The sequence below is a fragment of the Pseudomonas sp. LH1G9 genome (assembly GCF_002949975.1).
Taxonomy (GTDB): domain Bacteria; phylum Pseudomonadota; class Gammaproteobacteria; order Pseudomonadales; family Pseudomonadaceae; genus Aquipseudomonas; species Aquipseudomonas veronii.
The window spans coordinates 6,412,928-6,433,929 of record NZ_CP026880.1 but is presented as its reverse complement, the minus strand read 5'-3'; the positions used below and the strand labels follow the sequence as shown (position 1 = coordinate 6,433,929).

Sequence of the window (21,002 nt, the reverse complement as noted above, 5' to 3'; positions counted from 1 at the left end):
CTCTAAAGCAGCTTGCGCAATGCAGTTGGGTTTTGATCGCCAACACTTCACCCTGCCAAGGGTTGGCATTTCTCTTCGATTGAATAAGAGCCTGCCCGTGCGCCCTGATTGGACGGTTCGCGGACCTGCGGTGAGTTCTTATTCGATTTCGTGGTTAAAGGCCTTGTTACAGACCAATTCCATTTGGTGCGGATAGTTGAAAGGCTGCCGGAACCTGGGGTCGCACAGAGCCATCCATCTGCCCCTCGACCGCTCCAATGCTCAAATATTGAACAGCACCGGACATTCAGTGCGGGCGATTGTAGTTAGCTAGCGATGTATAAACCATGACTTATAAAGAAATAATTTTTATCGATTCCAGCAATAATCCTTCACCTATTTTGCAAAGGTTCGCGATCTTATCGCGTTGGATTCTCAACAAAAACCACAAAAAATGCCGTGTTATAGGGCAAACTGCCACACCCCTTACCCGCCGTAAGGGCCTGAAAAAGCGCTCCAAGCCCCCATAAAACAGGGCACTCGCTGACCACCGAAAGCCGCGAACGGCGCGCTATTCGCGGTGTTGCTCAAACGATGAACTGACAGCACACATTAACGGCCATGGGTAAATTCAAGCGGTGTTGTGACGGCTCGGAAACGCCCAGCGACAGCGCCTGTGTGACAACATGTCGCACACTGCGCGTCGTCAAAATTGTCCCGCGTCACTGTCCCTTCAAAAATCCCTACAAACAAAAACGCCCCGGCTTTCCCTTGAGAAAGGCCGGGGCGTTTCAATGAATGGCTCAGGCTTTGCGTTGGCGATTGCGGTAGATGCCCAGGGGCACCAGGATCACCGTCAGCACGAACGCCACCAGCGCCCACTGCGCCAGCGACAGACCGAGCACCGGCGGGTACGGCGTGCTGCAGAAGCCGTCGACCTGGAAGACCAGCGGAAACACCTTGGCCAGGGGCAGGCCGTCAACGATCGGTTGCAGCACATCCACGCCGCAACTGACCTCGGGGAAGAACTGGGTGTACACATGGTGACCGGCAGCCGCCACACCGCCCAAGGCACTGAGCACCACCAACCCTTCAAACAGCGTGATCGCCCCTTTGTTGCGCATAGCCGCACCAATAAACGCAAAAACGGCAATCAACAGCAAGGCATAGCGCTGCAGGATACACAGCGGGCACGGCGCTTCGCCCAACACCACCTGCATGTACAGCGCACCGCCGATCAGCGCCAGGCAGATGATGCCCAGCAACACCAGAAAGCGCCGCTCCCTGCCTAAACGCAATTCGTCACTCATCTCCGTATCCCTTTGTTTGGTTGTGCCTGTGGCGGCAAGTTTACACACAGAGAGTGGTTTAAACAGAAGGGGGTTAACGGCGGATTAATACGCCACTTGTAGGAGCGAGCTTGCTCGCGAAGAACGTCAACGATAACGCGTGCATCCTGGATGAACGTGGCGTCTTTGAGTTTTTCGCGAGCAAGCTCGCTCCTACAGGTGTATGGGTGTGTGTGGGGGGGGGTTATTCGAGGGCGGCGGCTGGGCCGAAGAATTCGTAGCGGCTTTGTTTTTCGGGTACGCCCAAGGCCTTGAGGTGGCGCTTGAGACGCCACTTGTAGGAGCGAGCTTGCTCGCGAAGAACGTCAACGATAACGCGTGCATCCTGGATGAACGCGGCGTCTTTGAGTTTTTCGCGAGCAAGCTCGCTCCTACAGGTGTATGTGTGTGTGTGTATGTGTGTGGGGGGGTTATTCGAGGGCGGCGGCTGGGCCGAAGAATTCGTAGCGGCTTTGTTTTTCGGGGACGCCCAAGGCCTTGAGGTGGCGCTTGATACGCCACTTGTAGGAGCGAGCTTGCTCGCGAAGAACGTCAACGATAACGCGTGCATCCTGGATGAACGCGGCGTCTTTGAGTTTTTCGCGAGCAAGCTCGCTCCTACAGGTGTATGTGTGTGTGTATGTGTGTGGGGGGGTTATTCGAGGGCGGCGGCCGGGCCGAAGAATTCGTAGCGGCTTTGTTTTTCGGGTACGCCCAAGGCCTTGAGGTGGCGCTTGACTGCGGCCATGAAGCCTTTAGGGCCGAGGAAGTACGCATCCAGGTCGCGCTGTTCAGGCAACCACGCCGCCAGTTGTTCCTGGCTCAGCAGGCCCACGGTGTCGCCTGCCGGGCTCACGCCATCGTCCTCGTCATAGCAGTAGAAGCGCTTGAGCTGCGGATGCTTGGCCGCCAGGGCGTCGACCCATTCCCGAAACGCATGCACCCCGCCGTTACGCGCGCAGTGGATAAAATGCACCGGACGCTGGGTGGCCAGGGCCGCTTCGAGCATCGGCAGTGTTGGCGTGATGCCCACCCCGCCGCTGATCAGCACCAGCGGTTTATCGCTGGCAGCCAGGGTGAACTCGCCCGCTGGCGGGAACAGGTCGATCGTCGCGCCGACCTGCAATTGATCATGCAGGTAGTTGGACACCCGCCCACCGGCTTCACGCTTGACGCTGATGCGGTATTGGCCGGCATCGCTGAGGGCCGACAAGGAATAGTTGCGGCGCACTTCTTCGCCATCGAGCAGCAGCGTCATACCAATGTACTGACCGGGCTCGGCGGCGAGGATCGGGCCGTTGTCCAGCGGGGCGAAATAGAAGGACGTGATTTCGGCACTTTCCTCCACGCGCTTGACCAGCTTGAACGGCCGCGCACCCCGCCAGCCGCCCGGCGCCTGGGCTTTCTCGTCATAGATCGCAGCTTCGGCGCCGATCAGGATGTCCGCCAACTGACCGTAGGCCGCGCCCCAGGCGCTCATCACCTCGGGAGTGGCAATCTCGCTGCCCAACACTTCGGAAATCGCACGCAGCAGGCAGGCCCCCACGATCGGGTAATGTTCCGGCAGGATCTGCAAGGCCACGTGTTTGTTGATGATCTTCGCCACCAGATCACCCAGTTGATCCAACTGGTCGATATGTCGTGCATACATCAACACACCATTGGCCAGGGCACGGGGCTGGTCGCCGCTGACCTGGTGCGCCTGGTTGAACAGCGGGCGCACCTCCGGGTACTCGGAGAGCATCATGCGGTAGAAATGGGTGATCAGCGCTTCGCCGCCGCTTTCCAGCAGGGGCACGGTGGATTTGATGATGGCACGGTCTTGGGCACTAAGCATGGAGCCTCCTGGGCTTCTTTACTGATTGCCTTGGAGTACTCAGTATTCATGCCAACTAATAAATCGTTTAATTTCAATCAGTTAAATTACCTGTAGTCAGTATGACCTCCTACGCCTTATAGTCATAAGGACTACAAGGAGTCATTATGACTGCGCAATCGCTGCTCACCACCCTGCTCCCTCTGGTCGCCGACCTGTCCCGCGAACTGCCCGAAGGCGAGCGTTACCGCCGCCTGTTGCAAGCCATGCGCGCCCTGCTGCCGTGCGACGCCGCCGCGCTGTTGCGCCTGGACGGTGAGTCGCTGGTGCCGCTGGCAGTGGACGGCTTGAGCGCCGATACCCTGGGCCGACGCTTCAAGGTCAGCGAACACCCGCGTTTCGCCGTGCTGCTCGGCAGCCCCGGCCCGACGCGTTTCGACAGCGACAGTGAATTGCCCGACCCCTACGACGGCCTGGTGGACGGCCTGCACGGGCACCTCGAAATTCACGACTGCATGGGCTGCCCGCTGTATGTCGATGACAAACCGTGGGGCCTGCTGACCCTGGACGCCCTCGACACCGAGCGCTTCGAACGGGTCGAGCTGGATGCCCTGCAAGCCTTCGCCAGCCTCGCCGCCGCCACGGTCAACGTCGCCGAACGCATCGAACACCTGGCATTGCGCGCCGAAGACGAACGCCAGCGTGCCGAGATCTACCGCCAGGCCAGCGGCCAGCAGCACAAAGAGATGATCGGCCAGAGCAAGCCCCACAAGCGCCTGGTCGAAGAGATCAACCTGGTGGGCGGCAGCGACCTCACCGTGTTGATCACCGGCGAAACCGGGGTCGGCAAGGAACTGGTGGCCCAGGCGATCCATGCCGCATCGTCCCGTGCGGACAAGCCGCTGATCAGCCTCAACTGCGCCGCCCTGCCGGAAACCCTGGTGGAAAGCGAGCTGTTCGGCCACGTGCGCGGCGCCTTCACCGGCGCGCTGAACGAGCGCCGGGGCAAATTCGAACTGGCCAACGGCGGCACCTTGTTCCTGGATGAAGTCGGCGAGCTGTCGTTGACGGTGCAGGCCAAGCTGCTGCGCGTCCTGCAAAGCGGCCAACTGCAGCGCCTGGGCTCGGACAAGGAACATCAAGTGGACGTGCGCCTGATCGCCGCCACCAACCGCGACCTGGCCGAAGAAGTGCGCAACGGCCGCTACCGTGCCGACTTCTACCACCGCCTCAGCGTCTACCCGCTGCAAGTGCCGGCGCTGCGCGAGCGCGGGCGCGATGTATTGCTGCTGGCCGGGTTCTTTCTCGAACAGAACCGTTCACGCATGGGCCTGGGCAGTCTGCGCCTGAGCAGCGACGCCCAAGCCGCGTTGCTGGCCTACAACTGGCCGGGCAATGTGCGCGAGCTGGAACATTTGATCGGACGCAGCGCACTGAAAGCCCTGGGAAACTGTCGCGAACGTCCGAAGATTCTCAGCCTGAGCGCCCAAGACCTGGACCTGCCCGACGTCAGCGCAGCGCCGATCGCCCCCCCACCCGAAGTCACCGCCATCGCCGGCGGCGACCTGCGCCAGGCCACCGAACACTACCAGCGCCAAGTCATCAACGCCTGCCTGGAACGCCACCAACACAACTGGGCCAGCACCGCCCGCGAACTAGGCCTGGACCGCGCCAACCTAGGCCGCATGGCCAAACGCCTAGGCCTCAAATAACCCAGATCCCCCAACCAAACCCAATAAATACTGAAATACTGAAATACTGAAATGCTGAAATGCTGAAATGCTGAAATGCTGAAAATGTGGGAGGGGGCTTGCCCCCGATAGCGGTGGGTCAGTCACTTATTTGTAGCTGACCCACTGCTATCGGGGGCAAGCCCCCTCCCACCTAAAGCAATCCCCTCCCACCTTAACCCCCCTTCCCACCTTCCCCCCCTCCCACCTCAGACCTGCTTCGCCCTAAAACCCGGATTCACCGGCAAAGCCACCCTACCCCTACGAAACACCAACACATTCCCCACCATCACCAACACCAACCCCATCAACGCCGGCGCAGTCCACTGATACCCCTCAGCAAACGCCGACACATTCAGCGCCACCACCGGAAACAACACCGTGCAATACGCCGCCCGCTCAGGCCCCATCCGCCCCACCAACGTCAGATACGCCGTAAACCCAATCACCGACCCCGGAATCACCAAATACCCCAACGCCCCGACATACCGCGCACTCCAATCCATCTCGAACGGAATACCGCGCACCACACAATAGGTCGCCAACATCACCGCACCATATGCCATGCCCCAGGCATTGGTAGTCAACGGCCGCAACCCCGCCTTCTGCTGCAGGCTCGAAAGCATATTGCCAGCCGAAAAACACATCGTCCCCAACAGCGCCAAACCCAGCCCGAGCAAGGTCTGCGGGCTCGCGGTGTGCCCCGCCAGCTCCGGCCAGAACAACAGGCCCAGGCCCAGCAAGCCAAGGCCGCCGCCCATCAACACATTGCGCGCGACCCGCTGGCCAAAAAACACCCGCGCATTCAGGGCATTCCACAGCGTCGCCGTAGAAAACACCACCGCCACCAGCCCGCTGGGAATCCACTGGCTGGCCGTGAGAAAACACAAGAAGTTCACACAGAACAGGCACAACCCCTGGGCCAGGCAGATCAGATGCCCGCGCCGGTTCATCACCTGCAACTTGCGGCTGAGCAGCAACAGCACAAACAACACCAACGCCGCCAGGGCGAAGCGATAGACGATCGACACGGGAATCGCCACCACGCCCAGTTGCCACTTGAGGGCGATCCAGGTGGTGCCCCAGATCAGCACGGTGAGTAAATACAGGAAAAGGTTCATAACAGGCTCCGCTGGTTGAGCCACAGTGTCGCCTTCAAGCCCTGGCCGGCGCTTGCAGATTCTTGCGCTTTTGTCGCACGGCGGGCTCACAGCGCCAGTGGCTCGGAGTAGGATGCAAGGCGTCGGAGAGTACACACCATGTCAACGCTGGAATCCCTGCAAGTCTTTCAAGCCCTCAACCGCTCGCCCCACGCTCGCCTCGAAGCCTGCGCCGAGCTCGGTGACGGCTTGTCTGCGGCGTTGTGGAGCAACCACCACGATTCCCAGGACTACCAGGCGCCCGGCCATCACACCTTGTCCTGCTACATCGGCGGCGGCACCGGCACGTTTCGTCGCGACCAGCCGGGCACCAAGGGCGGGCCCGACAAGTTGTGCATCCTGCCGGCCGAGCATCAGTCGGCCTGGGTGATCAACGGCGACATCCGCCTGGCCCATGTGTATTTCAGCCAGGCGCAATTCGCCCTGGGCTGCATCACCCTGCTCGACCGCGAACCGCGCGCGCTGCAACTGCAGGAAAGCACCTTCCTCGAAGACCCCAGCCAGGCGCGACGCTTTCACCAGTTGATCGCCCTCAACTGGCACGAGCCCGCCGAACGCCTGCTGACCAGCAGCCTGGCCCATGAAATGCTCAGCCACACCTTGCTCAGCCAAGTCGGCGCGCGCGACGGGCTGCGTTTGAAAGGCGGGCTGGCGGCGCATCAGCGGCGGTTGTTGGTGGACTACATCGACCAGCACCTGGATGACCCCATCAGCCTCGGGCAATTGGCCGGGATGTGTGCGCTGTCGGAATATCATTTTGCGCGGATGTTCCGCCAAAGCTTCGGCCTGCCGCCCCATCAATACCTGCTGGCCCGGCGCCTGGCCCGCGCGCAGAACCTGCTGCGCAGCGGCAGCCTGCCCGTGGGTGACATCGCGTTGATGTGCGGCTTCTCCAGCGCCAGCCACTTCACCCATCGCTTTCGCCAGGCCATGGGCGCGACGCCCGGCGAATACCGTCAGGCGTTCTGCGCTTAAACCATCAAGCCCAACGTCTTGGCCTTGGCCACCGCCTGGGTGCGTCGCTCCACGCCGAGCTTGCTGTGGATGCGTCGCGCGTGGGTCTTGACGGTGTGCAGCGAGATAAACAAGCGGTCGGCGATTTCCAGGTTGGAGTTGCCCAGGGCGATCAGTTGCAGCACTTCCAGCTCGCGTTGGCTCAGCGGGTTGTCCGCCGTGCCGGTCGGCGAGGCCTGCGGTTCCAGGCCCAGCTCACTCAACAGCCCGGGCGAGCGTAAACGCAGCTCGCGGATCGCCTGCTGCACCTGGCAACGCCCTGCCAGTTCCAGGCCGTGTTGCAGTGAGCGACGCGCCATCGCCGGTTCGCCCAGTTGCCAGGCCACTTCCCCCAGCACCAAGTGCAATTCGGCCTCCAGGCACAGCATGCCGCGTTGGCGGGAAGCGTCCAGCAGTGCGTTGAGCCGCACCAGCGGTTGATCGGCGACGCCCAGTTTGACCTCGGCCAACACCAGCAGGTATTCAAGACGCGGGATCAATTCCAGCGTGGCCGGCGGCGCCTGCTTGGCGTCGGGCCCTCGGAAATGGCGGAGCACCCGGCGCAGCGCTGCCACCGTCAATTCGGCGCGACCCTGTTGCAACCAGAAGTGCCCGCTGACCAGCAGCAACACCGCGCGGTACACCGTGTCCGGCACCTGGCGCTGCTGCATCAGGCGCTCGGCCTCGCGCAACTGGATAAAGGCCTGGGCGTAATCACCGTGATTGGCCGCCAACAACGCAAGGCCCAGGTAGCCATACAACACGCGCTTGTCCTGGCTGTGCAGGCACATGTTCAAACCCGTCTCGAAGCACTCGGCAGCCAACGCGTCCTGCCCCTGGCGCAGGGCCAGATGCCCACGCCGCAAGGCGATACGTCCGACCAGCGGCCCAGCCTTCAGCCGCTGCTTGAGCAACATCGCCTGCACCTGTTCCAACAGGTTTTGCGCGCGGTACGGCGCGCCGCGCTGTTCGAGCAATTGCGCGTGATCCAGCTCCAGCAGGGCTTCGAGCAACAGCGAACCATGGGCCCGCGCCAGGCACAGCGCTTCGCGGTTCAGGGTCTGGGCCGCCTCCAGCTCACCGCGCAGCAAGGCTTGCTGGGTCAACCCCGACAGGCACATCAGACGTGATGTCCACGCACTGTCGGGCAACGCCTGCAAGGCCTCGAGGAAATGCTCGCGAGAACGTTGCGCATCACCCGCCAGATGCAGCAACCACCCCCACTGCGCCTGCCAGCGCGCCAACAACAGGCGTTGCTGCGGCGCCGACGGTTGCGGGGCGAAACGCGCCAGTTGGCCGATGCACAATGCGGCCTGCTCGAAGCGCCCGGCGAACAGCAACGCGGCCGTGACCAGCCCCACCAACTGCGCGGAACACAGCATCAGCTCGTCACCGTGTTGTTCATGCAGGCGCAACAACAGCACGGCATTCTGCTGGCGGAACAGGTCTTCGAAGCTGAAGTGCTGCAACAGGCTGACGGCCACTTCGTATTCTTCGGCCAGCAGCGCCTGCTCGAACGCGGCTTGCCAGTCGCCCTCGGCGCTGAACCATTGGCAGGCCCGTCGGTGCCAGGAGCGTTTGGCCGGCCAGGGCTCCTCCCGTATCAACTGCGCAAGCGGCGCGAAGACTTGCAGCCAGTCGGCGGCATCGTCCCAGGGCTGGATAAATGCGCCGAGCGCCTGCAAGTCCCGCAGGTACTGAGCGCCATCGCCAAAGCCGAACAGGTGCTCGCACAAGCCCGCGTTGAAACGCGGCAAATGCGCCAGCACCCGCCAGGCTTCCTCCAGTTCCGCCGGCAAGGTGCTGAACAGCTCGTGTTGCAGGTAGTCGAGCAAGGTCTTGTCGGGATGGCCATCGCCGAGCAAGGCGATGCGAACCCCGGCGCACCAACCGGCGCTGAACCGCATCACGCGCTCGACGCTGTGACCCGGCGCCTCGCCGAGCAGGGCCTGGACTTCCTCGGAGCTGAAGATCAACTCGGCCGCGCTGCATTCCAGCAGCTCATCGTCGAGCAGCAGCCGCGGCCAGTTGCACGCAGGGCGCCGCCGCGCACCCAGCCACCAGGTCAGCGCCGGGTGACTGGCGCTGAGCAGGCGGTCGAGCAAGGCGTCCAGTTCGGGCGCGGGCAGCCGGCTGAAATCATCGAGAAACAGCCACGCCGACGTCTGCCAGCGGCTGAGATCCTGCAGCAGCGTGGCTTCATCGGTAAACGCCAGGCCCAGGTTGTGCGCCAGGCGCCGGCACAAATCCAGCGGGCTTAGCGGCACGCCATTGAGCGGTAGCCAGTACACCTGACAACCCGCCGGCGCCTGCAAGGCGCACTCGGCGAGCAACGCGCTCTTGCCACTGCCGCCCGGGGCACAGAGCAACTTGACCCGCGCCTGCGCCGCCAACAACGGCTCGGCCAGGCGCGGGCGCAACAGATGATGGGCGGACAGCCGTGGCATGAATCCAGGACGGTCCAGGCAGCGTGTCATGGCAGTCATTGCTGCATCCTGCGTTTTTATTGTTATGCAACCTGACACCTACCCTAGCCCCGTGCTCGGCGAATATTGAAGAAGTATTCAGCAGGGTGATTAATGACCATGCACAAAACCCAATGTGGGAGGGGGCTTGCCCCCGATGGCGGTGGATCAGTCAGCTCTCTGTAGCTGATCCACCGCCATCGGGGGCAAGCCCCCTCCCACATTGGGATTGCATTTCAAACAGGCATCAGCGCACGTCCGAAGGCATCAACGCACGCCCGAAGCCCTCAACGCCGCCGGCGTGTAGTCCGCCGCCTTGGCCGCAAACCCGAACACGAAGCTGCTCTTCTCCTCATTCTTCATACCCAAGGCGATGTAGCGTCCGGCGATGAGGTCGTACAGGGTTTCCACGGTGTAGGCCGGCACCTGATGGTCGTAGTAGAACTGCGCATGACCTTCGGCGACACGCCACAGTTGGCCGCGGCCGTCATAGTGATCCACCAGCGCGACCTGCCAGCTGTCTTCGTCGATGTACATGTGGCGCTTGGCATAGATGTGCCGTTCGCTCGGCTTGACGGTGCCGACCACTTCCCACACGCGGTGCAGCTCATAGCGGGTCAGGTCCTGGTTGATATGCCCGGCCTTGATGATGTCGTCGTACTTGAGGTTCGGCGAATCGAGCTTGTAGCTGTTGTAGGGGATGTACATCTCTTTCTTGCCCACCAGCTTCCAGTCATAGCGATCGGGGGCGCCGGAGAACATGTCGAAGTTATCCGTGGTACGCAGGCCGTCGGACGCGGTGCCCGGGCCGTCGTAGGACACTTGCGGCGCCCGGCGCACACGGCGCTGGCCAGCGTTGTAGATCCAGGCCAGGCGCGGTTCCTTGACCTGGTCGAGGGTCTCGTGGACCAGCAGCACGTTGCCCGCCAGCCGCGCCGGGGCCGTTACCGATTGCTTGAAGAAACTCAGCACGTTGGCGGCCTTGGCCGGGTCAATATCCGGAATCGCCTGCGGCACCGCGACTTCTTCTTCAAAGCGGATCGGCGTGTAGCTGCCGTTCGTCTGCGGGGTGGCCTGGGTGATGATGCGCCGCAGGTTGCCGCCGTGGTAACGGGTGATGTGGTTCCACAGCACCTCCACGCCATTCTTGGGGATCGGGAACGCGTAGTAGCGGTTGCCGGTGAAGTTCTCCAGGCCGTTGCCGTCGTTGATCGCATGCACGTTGAGGGCGCTGCGCTTGATCGACTCGTAGATATCCGGCGGCAGGTTGACCGTGCGGTGGCTCGGGTACACCGGGATCTTGTAGGTCTCCGGGTAACGCTTGAACATCGCCACCTGGCCGTCGGAGAGTTTGTCCTTGTATTTGTCGACGGTCGCGGCGGTGATCACGAACAGCGGTTTTTCATTGGCGAACGGGTCGGCGAGGAAGCCCTTGCTGTCCACCGCACCGGCATTTTTCGGAATGCCGCCGGTCCAGGTCGGGATCGAGCCGTCGGCGTTACCGGCCTTTTCGGCGCCGACCGGGGTCAGGCTGGTGCCGAGCTTGGCGGCTTCTTCGGGCGACACGGCCGCCATGACGTTGGCGGCCAACACACTCAGGGCCATCACAGCAATTAACTTACGCATAGAGTCTTGTCCTTCTTTAAGCCAAATCAGAAGTTCACGCCGAAGCTGAGGGCGAGGAAGTCGCGGTCGGTCAGGGTGTTGTAGTCGCCACCAAAAAAGTCGGTGTAACTCAGGCTGGCGGTGTAGGTGTTGCGGTAGTCCGCATCGACGCCGACGCTGATCGCCTTGGCGCCCTGGTTGAACAGGCCGTTGGGGCCGTAGCCGTTGACGTCGTGGGACCAGGACAGGTTGGGCTTGAGGTTCACCCCGGCAAACACGTTGTTGTAGTCGAGGATGGCGCGGGCACGATACCCCCAGGAATTGGCCGTGACGAAACCGTCGGTGTCGCCACCGTAACCATAGGCGCCGTATACCGAGTCGCGGCCGTAGCGCAGTTTGCTTTTCGCTTCCAGCCCGCCGACGTGGACGAAGGCGGCCTCTCCCACCAGGGTCAGGCGTTCGGCCCCCAGTACCTGGTCGAAGAACTGAGTCATGGTGCTCTGGATCTGGGTGATTTCCTTGCGCCGGTAACCGGCGTTGTCGGCACCGAACGAGCTGTGGATCGGCGAGGCGGTGTTGCCGGCAATCGGGTTGACCAGGGCCAGGGTCAGGTCGGTGGTGTTGAGTTGCACCGGCGCATTCGGGCGGTAGCTGATTTCCCCGGTCCAGGCCGTGCCGGTGGGCAGGGTGGTGGAGAAGCTGGCACCGTACAGGCGAATGTCTTCCGGGTAATCGAGATAGTACTGGCCACGGCCGAGCATGGTGCTCTGGGCCAGGGCCGAGCCGGTGCCTGGCGCAATGGCGTTGGCAGCGTTGACGATGCGCCCGATGGTGGTCAGGTTGGTGTTGGCGGTGAGGGTGCCGACGGTCGGCGTGCGGCTGTGGTAGTTCATGAAGTACAGGCCGTACTCGGTGTCGTCGCCCAGCCAGCGCAAGGCCGCGCCGAATTGGCCGCCATCGCGGGCATCACGGTCCTTGGCGCGCTGCACCACGACGCCTTCACGCGTGACCTCAAAGCCCTGGCCGAACGCTGCGGCCACCGGTTGCAACGGCGCAATCGCCGGGCTGCCGACCGTGTAGTTACCGTTGCAACCGTGGGCCGCCACGTCGCCACCAAAGAACGTGCCGCAGTTATCCAGCACGGTGTTTTCCCAGTTCAACTGGTAGAAGCCTTCTACCGTCAGTTGGTTGGTCAGGCTCTGGGAGGCGAACAGCATATTGACCGGTATCAGCCCTTCTTTGATCTCGGCGCCGGGGCGGCGGAAGGCCGATACGTCGATGGGGTTGATGCTGTTGATGGAGTTACCGATAAACGTACTCTCGCCCCAACTCACCACCTGCTTGCCGACGCGCACGTTGCCCGGCAGGTCGGCGATGGAATAGTTGTGATAGACGAACGCATCGAGCAGCTCGTAGCCGGAGGAGCGCGCACCTTCGTCGCGATGGTGATTGCTGATCTGCTTGAACTCGCGGTCTTCGTCCTGCAGCTCGAAGTCGTACCAGTACTTGCCGCGCACGAACACGCCGCTGTCGCCGTACTTGAGTTCCAGGTCGTGGATGCCTTTGAAGATCTTGGAGAAGGTCTCGCCCTTCTTGAAGTTCAGTCGCCCGTCATCCCCGGTGGAAGCCTGCCCCGTGCCGCCATTGGACACGCCCACCAGTTTCTTGTCGGCATCGCGCATGCCCCAGCTGGCGCCGACCGACAGCGAGGAATCGAATTGCCCTTCGATCTCGCCGATGTTGAACGAAACAGCCTGTGCCTGGGCACAGCATCCCAACGCAACCGCGGCGGCCAGCGCCTGCGGCGTGAAGATGGCGCGCATTGTTGTTTTTGTCATGCGTCTTCCCCGGTGAGTGACAGAAGGCCCCACCCTACTGCCGCCCTTCGGGAGCGATAAGCGCACCAAGGAGGTATTCGTGTTGTCGCCCGAAAGGATTAACGCCGCTCTGGCGCGGCTCTGCGCGGGGGCATGCGCCCCATGGATGGCGGGTTATCAGGCCGGTGGATGGCGCCAGGGGGTGACTGTTGTCATATCCGTAACAGTCCTTGTCCTGAAGCGCTATTACTCATTTTGTTACAACCCTCTATTCTTGCCTGGCTTTCAGGGCAAACGGCCCGCTCCCACCTTCGGGAGAACAGCTGAAATTCGACGGATTGGCTACTGTATTCAATCTGTTACCGGTGTTCACTGACGTTGAGTCTGTCGCTCCTTGATCCAACGTCTTACTTTGGCCGCTGCTTTGCAGCGGCCTTTTTTATGCCTGAAAAAAACGGGGCGCCGTCAGCGCCCCGCAGTATTGCTGGTGTATCCGGCAATGATCAGAGGCTGAACTTCTGCAAATTCGCCATCATCTCCTTCAAAGCCTCGATTGTGTCCTTGGGATGCACCGCGCCTTCGAAGTCACAGATCTGTTGCCAGTGCGCGGCCACGTCGTCCGGCGAGAACCCGGCTTCCGGGTCGAAGCCCACACCCAGGCTGCGTTCCCAGCGGGTCTTGCCGATCCAGCCGCCGCCCACTTCGAACAAGCCTGAGGTTTCCTGGCACGCCTCGCTGCCCAGGTACACCACCAGCGGGCTGACCAGTTCCGGCTTGAGGCGCTCGAACACCTGCGGCGGGATCAGGCCTTCGGTCATGCGCGTGCCGCCGGTGGGGGCGATGGCGTTGACCAGGATGTTGTTCTTGCGCCCTTCCAGCGCCAGGGTGCGGGTCAAGCCATACAGGCCGAGCTTGGCCATGCCGTAGTTGGACTGCCCGAAGTTGCCGTAGATGCCCGACGTGGACGCAGTAAAAATCACCCGCCCATAGCTTTGTTCGCGCAGATGAGGCCAGGCGGCGCGGGTGACTTTGTAGGCACCTTCGACATGCACCCGGTAAACCAGGTCCCAGTCGCTGTCGTCCATTTTGTGGAAGGTCTTGTCGCGCAGGATACCGGCGTTGTTCACCACCACGTCGATACGGCCGAACGCATCCAGGGCGTTCTGTACGATTTTCTCGCCGTCGGTGACGGAATCATGGTTGGCTTCGGCGATACCGCCGGCTTCGCGGATTTGTGCGACCACACGGTCGGCCGCCGACGCATTGGCGCCCTCACCCTGGGTGGAACCGCCGAGATCGTTGACCAGCACTTTGGCCCCGTGCCTGGCGAACAGCAGCGCATGGGCCCGGCCCAACCCGCCGCCGGCACCGGTGACGATCACGACCTTATCCTGGAACTGCACTGACTCACTCATACCGAACTCCAATGGCGACGATGGGAATGGCTCGAGTGTCAGGCACGGCGCCTGCGGTCACAATAAATACGGCCACGGCTGAATGGTGCGCGATAAGGCAGCAGGATGATCGCCTGTTTCAGGAATAGGCCATGCGCGGCGGCGCGTGCGCGATCTGCTGTCGAAACTCCAGGTAATGCTTGAGCACCTGCACCGGCGCTTCGATCTGCGGGTAGTGGCCGATATTGGCCAGCAATACCGTGTCGGCGTGGGGCACCAACTGGCGGTAACGCTCGACCATGTGCGCGCCGGAAATCGGGTCGAACTCGCCGTCGATCACCCGCAGCGGCACGTCGCCACGTTGCAGGGCGCCCACCCAACGCTCACGCAGGCGACGGCGCTGGGGAATGTAGTTGATCAGTTTATGCAGGATGCGCGGCCCGTCATTACAGTCGATCAAGCTCCAGAAATCATCGAGGGCGCTCTCACTGGGGCGGGTCTGTGCGCCGAAGATCTGGCTGAAGCTGTCGGACAAGGCATTGCGCCCAAACGCGCGACCGATCATCCAGCCCAAGGGGCTGAGCAGCAGTTTCTGCACCAGGGCCAGGCGATGGGTTTCGGGGAACAGCCCGCCATTGAGGAACACGCAACTGGCCATCTGGAAGCGGCCTTCGTGATGCCGCGCCAATAACTCCTGGGCGACGCTGTCCCCGTAATCATGGGCCAGCACATGCACCGGTTGTCGCACATGCAGGTGGTCGAGCAGCGCCTGTTGCAGATCCGCCTGTTCCAACAGGCAATAGTCGTGATCCAGCGGCTTGGCCGAGTCGCCAAACCCGAGCATGTCGCAGGCGATCACCAGGTTGCGCTGGGCCAGGGGCTGCCACAGGTAATGCCAGTCCCAACTGGCGGTCGGGAAGCCATGGATCAGCAGCAGCGGCTCACCCTGCCCGGCCACCCAATAGCGAATGGTGTGGCCACGAAAAACAAAACTCTGGCCGCACTTGCGCCAGGCTCTGAGCGGAATTTCGGCGAGAGGCATCAACTTTTATACCCTGGATCTTGCAGGTCCAATTTACGCAGCAGCGCCGGCCAGGCCAGCGCGCCCCCCATACCTTGGGCGCTCTTTGTGACAGCCGCCACCATCGCCCTGGCCCCGGCGAGAATCTGCGGGTCGATGGCGATCAATTCAGCCCCGCCGTTGCGCGCAAGCACTTGGATATCACAGGCGCGCTGAAAGGTGAACATCATCAAGAAAGTGTCGGCGATGGTCGCGCCGCAGGTCAGCAGGCCATGGTTGTGCAGCATCAGGAAATTGTTGTCGCCGAGGTCGGCCTGCAAACGGGCTTTTTCCTCGTGGTTCAGCGCCACGCCTTCGTATGCGTGATAGGCCAGGCTGGACAACACAAACAAGGACTGCTGGCTGATCGGCAGTACGCCCTGCTTCTGCGCAGACACCGCAACCCCCGCCGCCGTATGGGTATGCAACACGCACTCCACGTCGTGGCGCACTTCGTGGATCGCGCTGTGGATGGTGTAGCCGGCCGGGTTGATGTCGTAGGGGCTGTCCATCCGTTTGTTGCCGGCCTGGTCGACCTTGATGAGGCTCGACGCCGTGATCTCGTGAAACATCATCCCATAGGGGTTGATCAGGAAATCATCGGTGCCCGGCACCTTGGCCGAGATATGCGTGAAAATCAGATCATCCCAGCCGTGCAGGGCGACCAGGCGATAGCACGCAGCCAGATCGACGCGCGTCTGCCATTCGGCGGCGCTGACCTGATCTTTGACACTCTGTGGCGATACAACGGGGGCTAGGCTCACGGCAACGACCTCCTTGACGCACTTTCTTATTATTTTTTAAGTGAAGGGTCAGTGTAGTCAGACGTCGTGGCGCAGGTAGTTGCCTTCGCAGCCAGCTTGATGGCCGCACGAGTCAGCCATGAGAATAGTTTAAATCTGTCCAAGTCGCGTCAGAGAAGTGCCGCCAACAAAGGCGCGGCAAACAGGTTGAGCAGCCCCGTCAACACCATCATCAGGCCTGCGACAGAGCCCTCTTCGCCCCCCACTTCATGGGCCCGGCTCACGCCCGCGCCGTGAGCGCCCACCCCAAACAATGCCCCGCGTGCCAAAGGCGTGCGCAGCGGCAGCCACTTGAGCAGCACACCCCCGAGCATGGCGCCGAACACGCCGGTGAACATCACGAACACCGCCGTCAGTTCCGGCACGCCGCCGAGGTCGGAAGACATCGGCATGGCAAACGGTGTGGTGATCGAACGCGGCACCAGCGACATCGTCACCGCACTGTCCAGCGCCAGCGCCTTGGCCAGGCCGAACGAGGTGCCGATGGACGCCGCGCTGCCGGCCAGCATCCCCAGCAGCAAGGCCGACCAATACCGCGCCAGCAAACGTCGCTGCTGCCAGATCGGCACCGCGAACGCCACCGTCACCGGGCCCAGCACCAGCATCAGCCAATGGGTGTCGCTGGCGTATTCGGCATAGGCAGTGTGCATCGGCACGGCCACCGCGAGCAGCAGCGCGGGCACCAGGATCAGCGGCGACAACAGGTAGCGCCCGGTCCGACGGTAGATCCAGCGACTGAAGAAATACGCGCCCAGGGTCAGGGCAAGCCAGAACACCGGCATCAGTTCAAGCTTCATGGCGCAGCTTCCAGCGACACACCATTTCCACGGTGAAGGCCGTCACCAGCATGACCGCCAGGGTGCTGAAGCCGATCACCAGCAGAATCCGCCAACCGTCATTGCGCACCAGGCCGCCGTAGTCCAGCAGGCTCATCAAGGCAGGAATAAAGAACAACAACATTTCCGCCATCAACACGCCCGCCCCCAGTTGCAGGGCCGCCGGCTTGACCAGGCCGGTGGCGAAAGCCGCCAGCAACAGGCCCAGGCCCATCACCCCACCGGGGATGGGCCACGCCAACCAGGCCACCAGTTGCGTACCGAGCAGGTAGATGGCCAGCAGCACGACCAATTCAGTCAGCAGACGGCCGACGTGTTTGAAGCTTAAACGTTTCATGGGCTTTGGGTCCTCGTAGGCCTCCATTTTAGAGAGACCGCTTCCATCCCCACAGCGAATTGTTAGACTGCCAACTATTCCAAACTGGAATCTTACCCATGGAATTCAAACAGCTGCGCAGTTTTGTCGAAGTCATCCACCGCGGCGGTTTTACCCAGGCCGGAAAAACCCTGCACATCAGCCAGTCCGCCGTGAGCAAACAGGTCGCACAGCTGGAACACAGCCTGGGCACGCCGTTGCTCGACCGCATCGGCTCGCAGATCCGCCTGACTGCCGCCGGCCAGGTTGTGCTGCAACGCGCCGAAGCCATGCTGCGCCTGCAGAATGAGTTGCTCAGCGAGCTGGACGACATGCAGCACCTGACCCGTGGCGAGTTGCGCCTGGGCTTGCCGCAGTTGGGCGGCGATACGCTGTTTGCCGACCTGTTCGCCGAGTACCGCCGGCGCTATCCGAACGTCACCATCCAGTTGCTGGAGGGCGGCAGTCGCAGTATCGAGCAGGCGATTTTGAGCGGCGAGCTGGAAGTGGGCGGCAGCTTGAAACCCAGCGACCCGGCATTCGCCTGGCAAGACTTCTGCGATGAACCACTGGATGCCTTGCTGCCGATGAACCACCCCTTGGCACAGAACGCCCAGGTGCGCCTGGAAGAATTGGCAGACACACCGTTCCTGATGTATCAGCGCAGCTTTGTCTTGAACGACCGCTTGACGCAGGCGTGTCAGCGGGTGGGCTTTACGCCGAAGGAAGGAGGCCGCAGCGGCCAGGCGGATTTTCTCGCCGCCCTGGTTGCGGCCGGTCAAGGCGTGGTGCTGTTGCCCAGCGTGGTCGCTCGCGGGCTGGTGCGGCCCGGGGTGGTGCGCCTCACGCTGAAGGCGCCCGACTTCCTGCGCTGGGACATCGCGTTTATCTGGCGTGAGGGCGCCTATCTGTCGAAAGCCGCCCAGGCCTGGCTGGCGTTGTTGCGGGAGTTTCCGGTCAGCCGCGCAGGGCAGTGATCAACTCCGCCAACCAAGGCTCGGCGTCGGTTTCCGGGGTGACGCTTTCGCTGGCGTCCAGGCGCAGCATTGGCTGCACTTCGCGCACGCCCAACTCGCTGAACAGCTCGCGCATGTGCTCGCCGCCGGCGCAGAAGGTATCGCCATAGCTGGCGTCGCCCAGGCCGATGACCGCGCCCGGCAAACCGCGCCAGGCCGCGGGCAACTGGTCGCGGATGCTCGAATACAGCGGTTGCAGGTTGTCCGGCAGTTCACCCATGCCGGTGGTGGACGTCACCGCCAGCAACGCCTGCGGGGCGAAGGCCAACACGTCCGCCAGGGTCGCGCGCGGGTTGTGCCAGGCCTCGAAGCCGGCCGATGTAAGGATGCCGGCAGCGTGGCGGGCGACTTCTTCAGCCGTGCCGTACACCGAGCCGGAAAGAATGGCGACTCTCATCAATACTGATCCTGTCATTGAGCGAAAGCCTGGGATATTACCAGCTGGGGCAAATATTTCGGCGCGTGTCGTGCAACATTCAAGACTTGCCATAAACTGGCAGTTCAAGCACACGCCAGGGACCGCGCAATGATTAACGCCAAGCTGCTGCAAATGGTCGTCAACGCTTCCAACGACGGGATTGTCGTGGCCGAGCGGGAAGGCCGGGACAAACCGCTGATCTACGTCAACCCGGCATTCGAGCGCCTGACCGGTTACACCCTGGACGACGTCCTGTATCAGGACTGCCGCTTCCTGCAGTCCGGCGACCGTGATCAACCGGCGCTGATGGCCATTCGCGAAGCACTGGACAGCGGCGGCGCCTGCCGGGAAATTCTGCGCAACTATCGCAAGGACGGCAGCCACTTCTGGAACGAACTGTCGCTTTCAACGGTGTACAACCATGCCGACAAGCAGACCTATTTCGTCGGCGTGCAAAAGGACGTGACCTTGCAGGTCAAGGCCCAGCAGCGCGTCGCGCAATTGGAGGCGGAGTTGGCGCAGGTCAAGGCCGAGCTGGCAGCGATCAAGGCGACGAGCGGGTCTAACAAAACTTAGAAAATGCTGTCATTAGAGCGGATAATGGCGTTTTAACACTCTCCCCCTTGAGCAAGATCAATGCAACGCGACGCGCTTCTGACTCAGGACGAGTTGGATTTCATTCAGGACATGCAGCACAACCCCCAACTCAACCTGCGGGATGCATCGTCGAGCCTGACCGTCAACGGCGCTGCGCAGCTTCGCGATTTGCTCACTCGGCTGGCCGCCCACGATCACGTCACCCTCCAGGCGCAATTCGATAACCAGCAACTCACCTTCCCGCTGCAGTTGGTGGAAGACGAGTTTCATGCCGTGCATTTACGCCTGGGCGTGCCGAGCATTTTTGAAGACGGGCCCATGATTCGTCCGTGGCGCCTGGCTCTTGAAACGCCGGTGGCGCTGGAAAATGTCAGGGGCAACCCGAGTGCGCTGTGGGTGCATGAGGTTTCGTTCAAGGGTGTGCTGGTGGAGATCCGTGGCCGGATCAAGACGCCGAAGACCTTTGCCCTGTGGTTCAGCCCTTCCGGCTATGAACGCATTGCGCTACGCGGCACGCTGGAGCGGGAAACCGCACGGGGACTGTTTGCCTATCGCCTGGGCCAGAGCAACCCGGATGAGACCGAGCGCCTGCGCCAATTCATCCTGCACCAGCACCGCCTGGTACATCCGCAGATGCACGCCTGACCTTCAGGTATCCAGGTTACCGCTGAGAAATTGCTGCAAGCGCCGTTGCATCAAGCGTCCTTCATTGCCCAGGCAGCCAACGGCGGAGCCCGTCAGATCGGCCTGGGCCAGGTCTGACGCGGCACCGGCAAGAAACAGCGGGCAATCGAGGGTCAACGCCAGGCGGTTCAAACGCCCGGCCAACGCTTGGGTGTGTGAGTAATTGGAGAAGAGGACCAGCGCCTCGGGTTGCGTCTTTTCACACACCAGCGTCAATTCATCGAAAGGCTGACCCATCCCCAGCACCTTCACGGCCAGATCGTCTCGACCGATCAACAGCCCCGCCACCAGCAATTCCAATTTACGGCACTCGCCGGGAATGGCCGCGAGCAATACCCGTGGCGCCGCCGACGCACACACCAGTTGCAAACGCTGCAACACCCGCACCCGCAGGAAGTTGTCGAAGAACAGCCATTCACTGGCTTGGCCGAAGCGCCCCTGATGACGCAACAGGTCGTTCCAAAGAGGCATCAGGATGTCCTGGAACGCGACGTTGAGCGGGTAGGTGGCGATCACCTGGTTGTACAGTTGCTCCAGTTGACGATCATCGAACGCGCCCACGGCCAGCACCAGGCGCGCCTGCCATTGCGGCCATTCGCCTTGCTCGACCGTGTCGTGCTCGACACGCACGGCGGCGGCCTGCTGATCGTCACGCGCAAGGATCTTGCCCACTTTGCTCACGGCCACGCCACGTTCGATCCAATCGACAATGCGATGAACCGTTTGAATATCGGCCCTGGAGTACAGACGATGCCCGCTTTCGGTGCGCGTGGGTTGAATCAGGCCGTAACGCCGCTCCCAGGCGCGCAGGGTGACCGGGTTGATGCCCGTCAATCTCGACACGTCACGAATCGGAAACAACTCATCGGAATCGGCAGGGCTGGGGGCGGTAGATTCGCGAACAGGAGCAGTGATTTCGGGCATCAGAGGTCATGAACGTCCGTTT

The 21,002-nt window shown here is 62.1% G+C and carries 18 protein-coding genes and 1 pseudogene; 6 read left to right on the top strand and 13 right to left on the bottom strand.

Annotated features, from left to right (window positions below; genetic code table 11):
* Positions 1 to 19 precede the first annotated feature (19 nt).
* Positions 20 to 309 (top strand): annotated as a pseudogene (locus tag C5F70_RS31670) (hypothetical protein).
* A 473-nt stretch (positions 310 to 782) separates the two neighbouring features.
* On the opposite strand, the gene C5F70_RS29850 reads toward C5F70_RS31670, so the two are convergent.
* Together C5F70_RS29850 and hmpA are read right to left on the bottom strand one after the other, a co-directional pair.
* Positions 783 to 1,289 (bottom strand): disulfide bond formation protein B, encoded by a 507-nt coding sequence (locus C5F70_RS29850; RefSeq protein WP_017846721.1) that lies wholly within the window; start codon positions 1,287 to 1,289, stop codon positions 783 to 785.
* Positions 1,290 to 1,962: 673 nt separating this feature from the next.
* Complete coding sequence (gene hmpA / locus C5F70_RS29840; RefSeq protein ID WP_017846720.1) at positions 1,963 to 3,144, bottom strand: NO-inducible flavohemoprotein; 1,182 nt, start codon at positions 3,142 to 3,144, stop codon at positions 1,963 to 1,965.
* A 146-nt stretch (positions 3,145 to 3,290) separates the two neighbouring features.
* On the opposite strand from hmpA, the gene norR reads away from it, so the two are divergent.
* A complete protein-coding gene (gene norR / locus C5F70_RS29835; RefSeq protein WP_017846719.1) occupies positions 3,291 to 4,835 on the top strand; it encodes a nitric oxide reductase transcriptional regulator NorR in 1,545 nt (514 codons plus the stop codon).
* Between the two features lie 227 nt (positions 4,836 to 5,062).
* Here the strand turns inward: norR and C5F70_RS29830 are convergent, their stop codons facing one another.
* Positions 5,063 to 5,974, bottom strand: coding sequence for a DMT family transporter (locus C5F70_RS29830; RefSeq protein ID WP_104904479.1), 912 nt, complete (start codon positions 5,972 to 5,974; stop codon positions 5,063 to 5,065).
* A gap of 138 nt (positions 5,975 to 6,112) precedes the next feature.
* Here C5F70_RS29830 and C5F70_RS29825 point away from each other — a divergent pair, with 138 nt between their 5' ends.
* Positions 6,113 to 6,988 carry a helix-turn-helix domain-containing protein gene (locus C5F70_RS29825; RefSeq protein ID WP_017849547.1) on the top strand — a complete coding sequence of 292 codons (876 nt, stop codon included), beginning with the start codon at positions 6,113 to 6,115 and terminating at the stop codon, positions 6,986 to 6,988.
* On the opposite strand, the gene C5F70_RS29820 is transcribed toward C5F70_RS29825, so the two are convergent.
* From C5F70_RS29820 to C5F70_RS29785, 8 genes are all read right to left on the bottom strand, one after another.
* The gene (locus tag C5F70_RS29820) at positions 6,985 to 9,492 is read right to left on the bottom strand and encodes a LuxR C-terminal-related transcriptional regulator (protein ID WP_104904478.1); all 2,508 of its coding nucleotides are present in this window, start codon (positions 9,490 to 9,492) and stop codon (positions 6,985 to 6,987) included. The genes C5F70_RS29825 and C5F70_RS29820 overlap by 4 nt on opposite strands.
* Positions 9,493 to 9,738: 246 nt before the next feature.
* The gene (locus C5F70_RS29815; protein ID WP_104904477.1) at positions 9,739 to 11,097 is read right to left on the bottom strand and encodes a DUF1329 domain-containing protein; all 1,359 of its coding nucleotides are present in this window, start codon (positions 11,095 to 11,097) and stop codon (positions 9,739 to 9,741) included.
* Positions 11,098 to 11,123: 26 nt separating this feature from the next.
* Complete coding sequence (locus tag C5F70_RS29810) at positions 11,124 to 12,914, bottom strand: DUF1302 domain-containing protein (RefSeq protein ID WP_026140131.1); 1,791 nt, start codon at positions 12,912 to 12,914, stop codon at positions 11,124 to 11,126.
* Between the two features lie 482 nt (positions 12,915 to 13,396).
* A complete protein-coding gene (locus tag C5F70_RS29805) occupies positions 13,397 to 14,308 on the bottom strand; it encodes an SDR family oxidoreductase (protein WP_017847774.1) in 912 nt (303 codons plus the stop codon).
* Between the two features lie 118 nt (positions 14,309 to 14,426).
* On the bottom strand, positions 14,427 to 15,329 hold the full coding sequence (locus C5F70_RS29800) for an alpha/beta fold hydrolase (RefSeq protein WP_104904476.1): 903 nt from the start codon (positions 15,327 to 15,329) through the stop codon (positions 14,427 to 14,429).
* A complete protein-coding gene (locus tag C5F70_RS29795; protein WP_057005283.1) occupies positions 15,329 to 16,111 on the bottom strand; it encodes a class II aldolase/adducin family protein in 783 nt (260 codons plus the stop codon). Before C5F70_RS29795 ends, C5F70_RS29800 begins: the two co-directional genes overlap by 1 nt.
* Before the next feature lie 149 nt (positions 16,112 to 16,260).
* Positions 16,261 to 16,947 (bottom strand): LrgB family protein, encoded by a 687-nt coding sequence (locus C5F70_RS29790; protein ID WP_017847771.1) that lies wholly within the window; start codon positions 16,945 to 16,947, stop codon positions 16,261 to 16,263.
* The gene (locus C5F70_RS29785) at positions 16,937 to 17,323 is read right to left on the bottom strand and encodes a CidA/LrgA family protein (RefSeq protein ID WP_046385176.1); all 387 of its coding nucleotides are present in this window, start codon (positions 17,321 to 17,323) and stop codon (positions 16,937 to 16,939) included. The genes C5F70_RS29790 and C5F70_RS29785 overlap by 11 nt, the downstream gene beginning before the upstream one ends.
* A 98-nt stretch (positions 17,324 to 17,421) precedes the next feature.
* Here C5F70_RS29785 and C5F70_RS29780 point away from each other — a divergent pair, with 98 nt between their 5' ends.
* Positions 17,422 to 18,318: a LysR family transcriptional regulator gene (locus tag C5F70_RS29780; RefSeq protein ID WP_017847769.1), complete on the top strand. Its 897-nt coding sequence runs from the start codon at positions 17,422 to 17,424 to the stop codon at positions 18,316 to 18,318.
* On the opposite strand, the gene C5F70_RS29775 is transcribed toward C5F70_RS29780, so the two are convergent.
* Entirely contained in the window at positions 18,299 to 18,754 is a 456-nt protein-coding gene (locus tag C5F70_RS29775; protein ID WP_017847768.1) for a flavodoxin, read from the bottom strand. The genes C5F70_RS29780 and C5F70_RS29775 overlap by 20 nt on opposite strands.
* A gap of 129 nt (positions 18,755 to 18,883) precedes the next feature.
* Between C5F70_RS29775 and C5F70_RS29770 the strand changes: the two genes are divergently transcribed.
* Positions 18,884 to 19,351 (top strand): PAS domain S-box protein, encoded by a 468-nt coding sequence (locus tag C5F70_RS29770; RefSeq protein ID WP_017847767.1) that lies wholly within the window; start codon positions 18,884 to 18,886, stop codon positions 19,349 to 19,351.
* Between the two features lie 60 nt (positions 19,352 to 19,411).
* Positions 19,412 to 20,017, top strand: coding sequence for a hypothetical protein (locus C5F70_RS29765; RefSeq protein ID WP_046488172.1), 606 nt, complete (start codon positions 19,412 to 19,414; stop codon positions 20,015 to 20,017).
* A 3-nt stretch (positions 20,018 to 20,020) separates the two neighbouring features.
* Here C5F70_RS29765 and C5F70_RS29760 read toward each other — a convergent pair whose 3' ends face one another.
* A complete protein-coding gene (locus C5F70_RS29760; protein WP_017847765.1) occupies positions 20,021 to 20,980 on the bottom strand; it encodes a MerR family transcriptional regulator in 960 nt (319 codons plus the stop codon).
* Positions 20,981 to 21,002 lie beyond the last annotated feature (22 nt).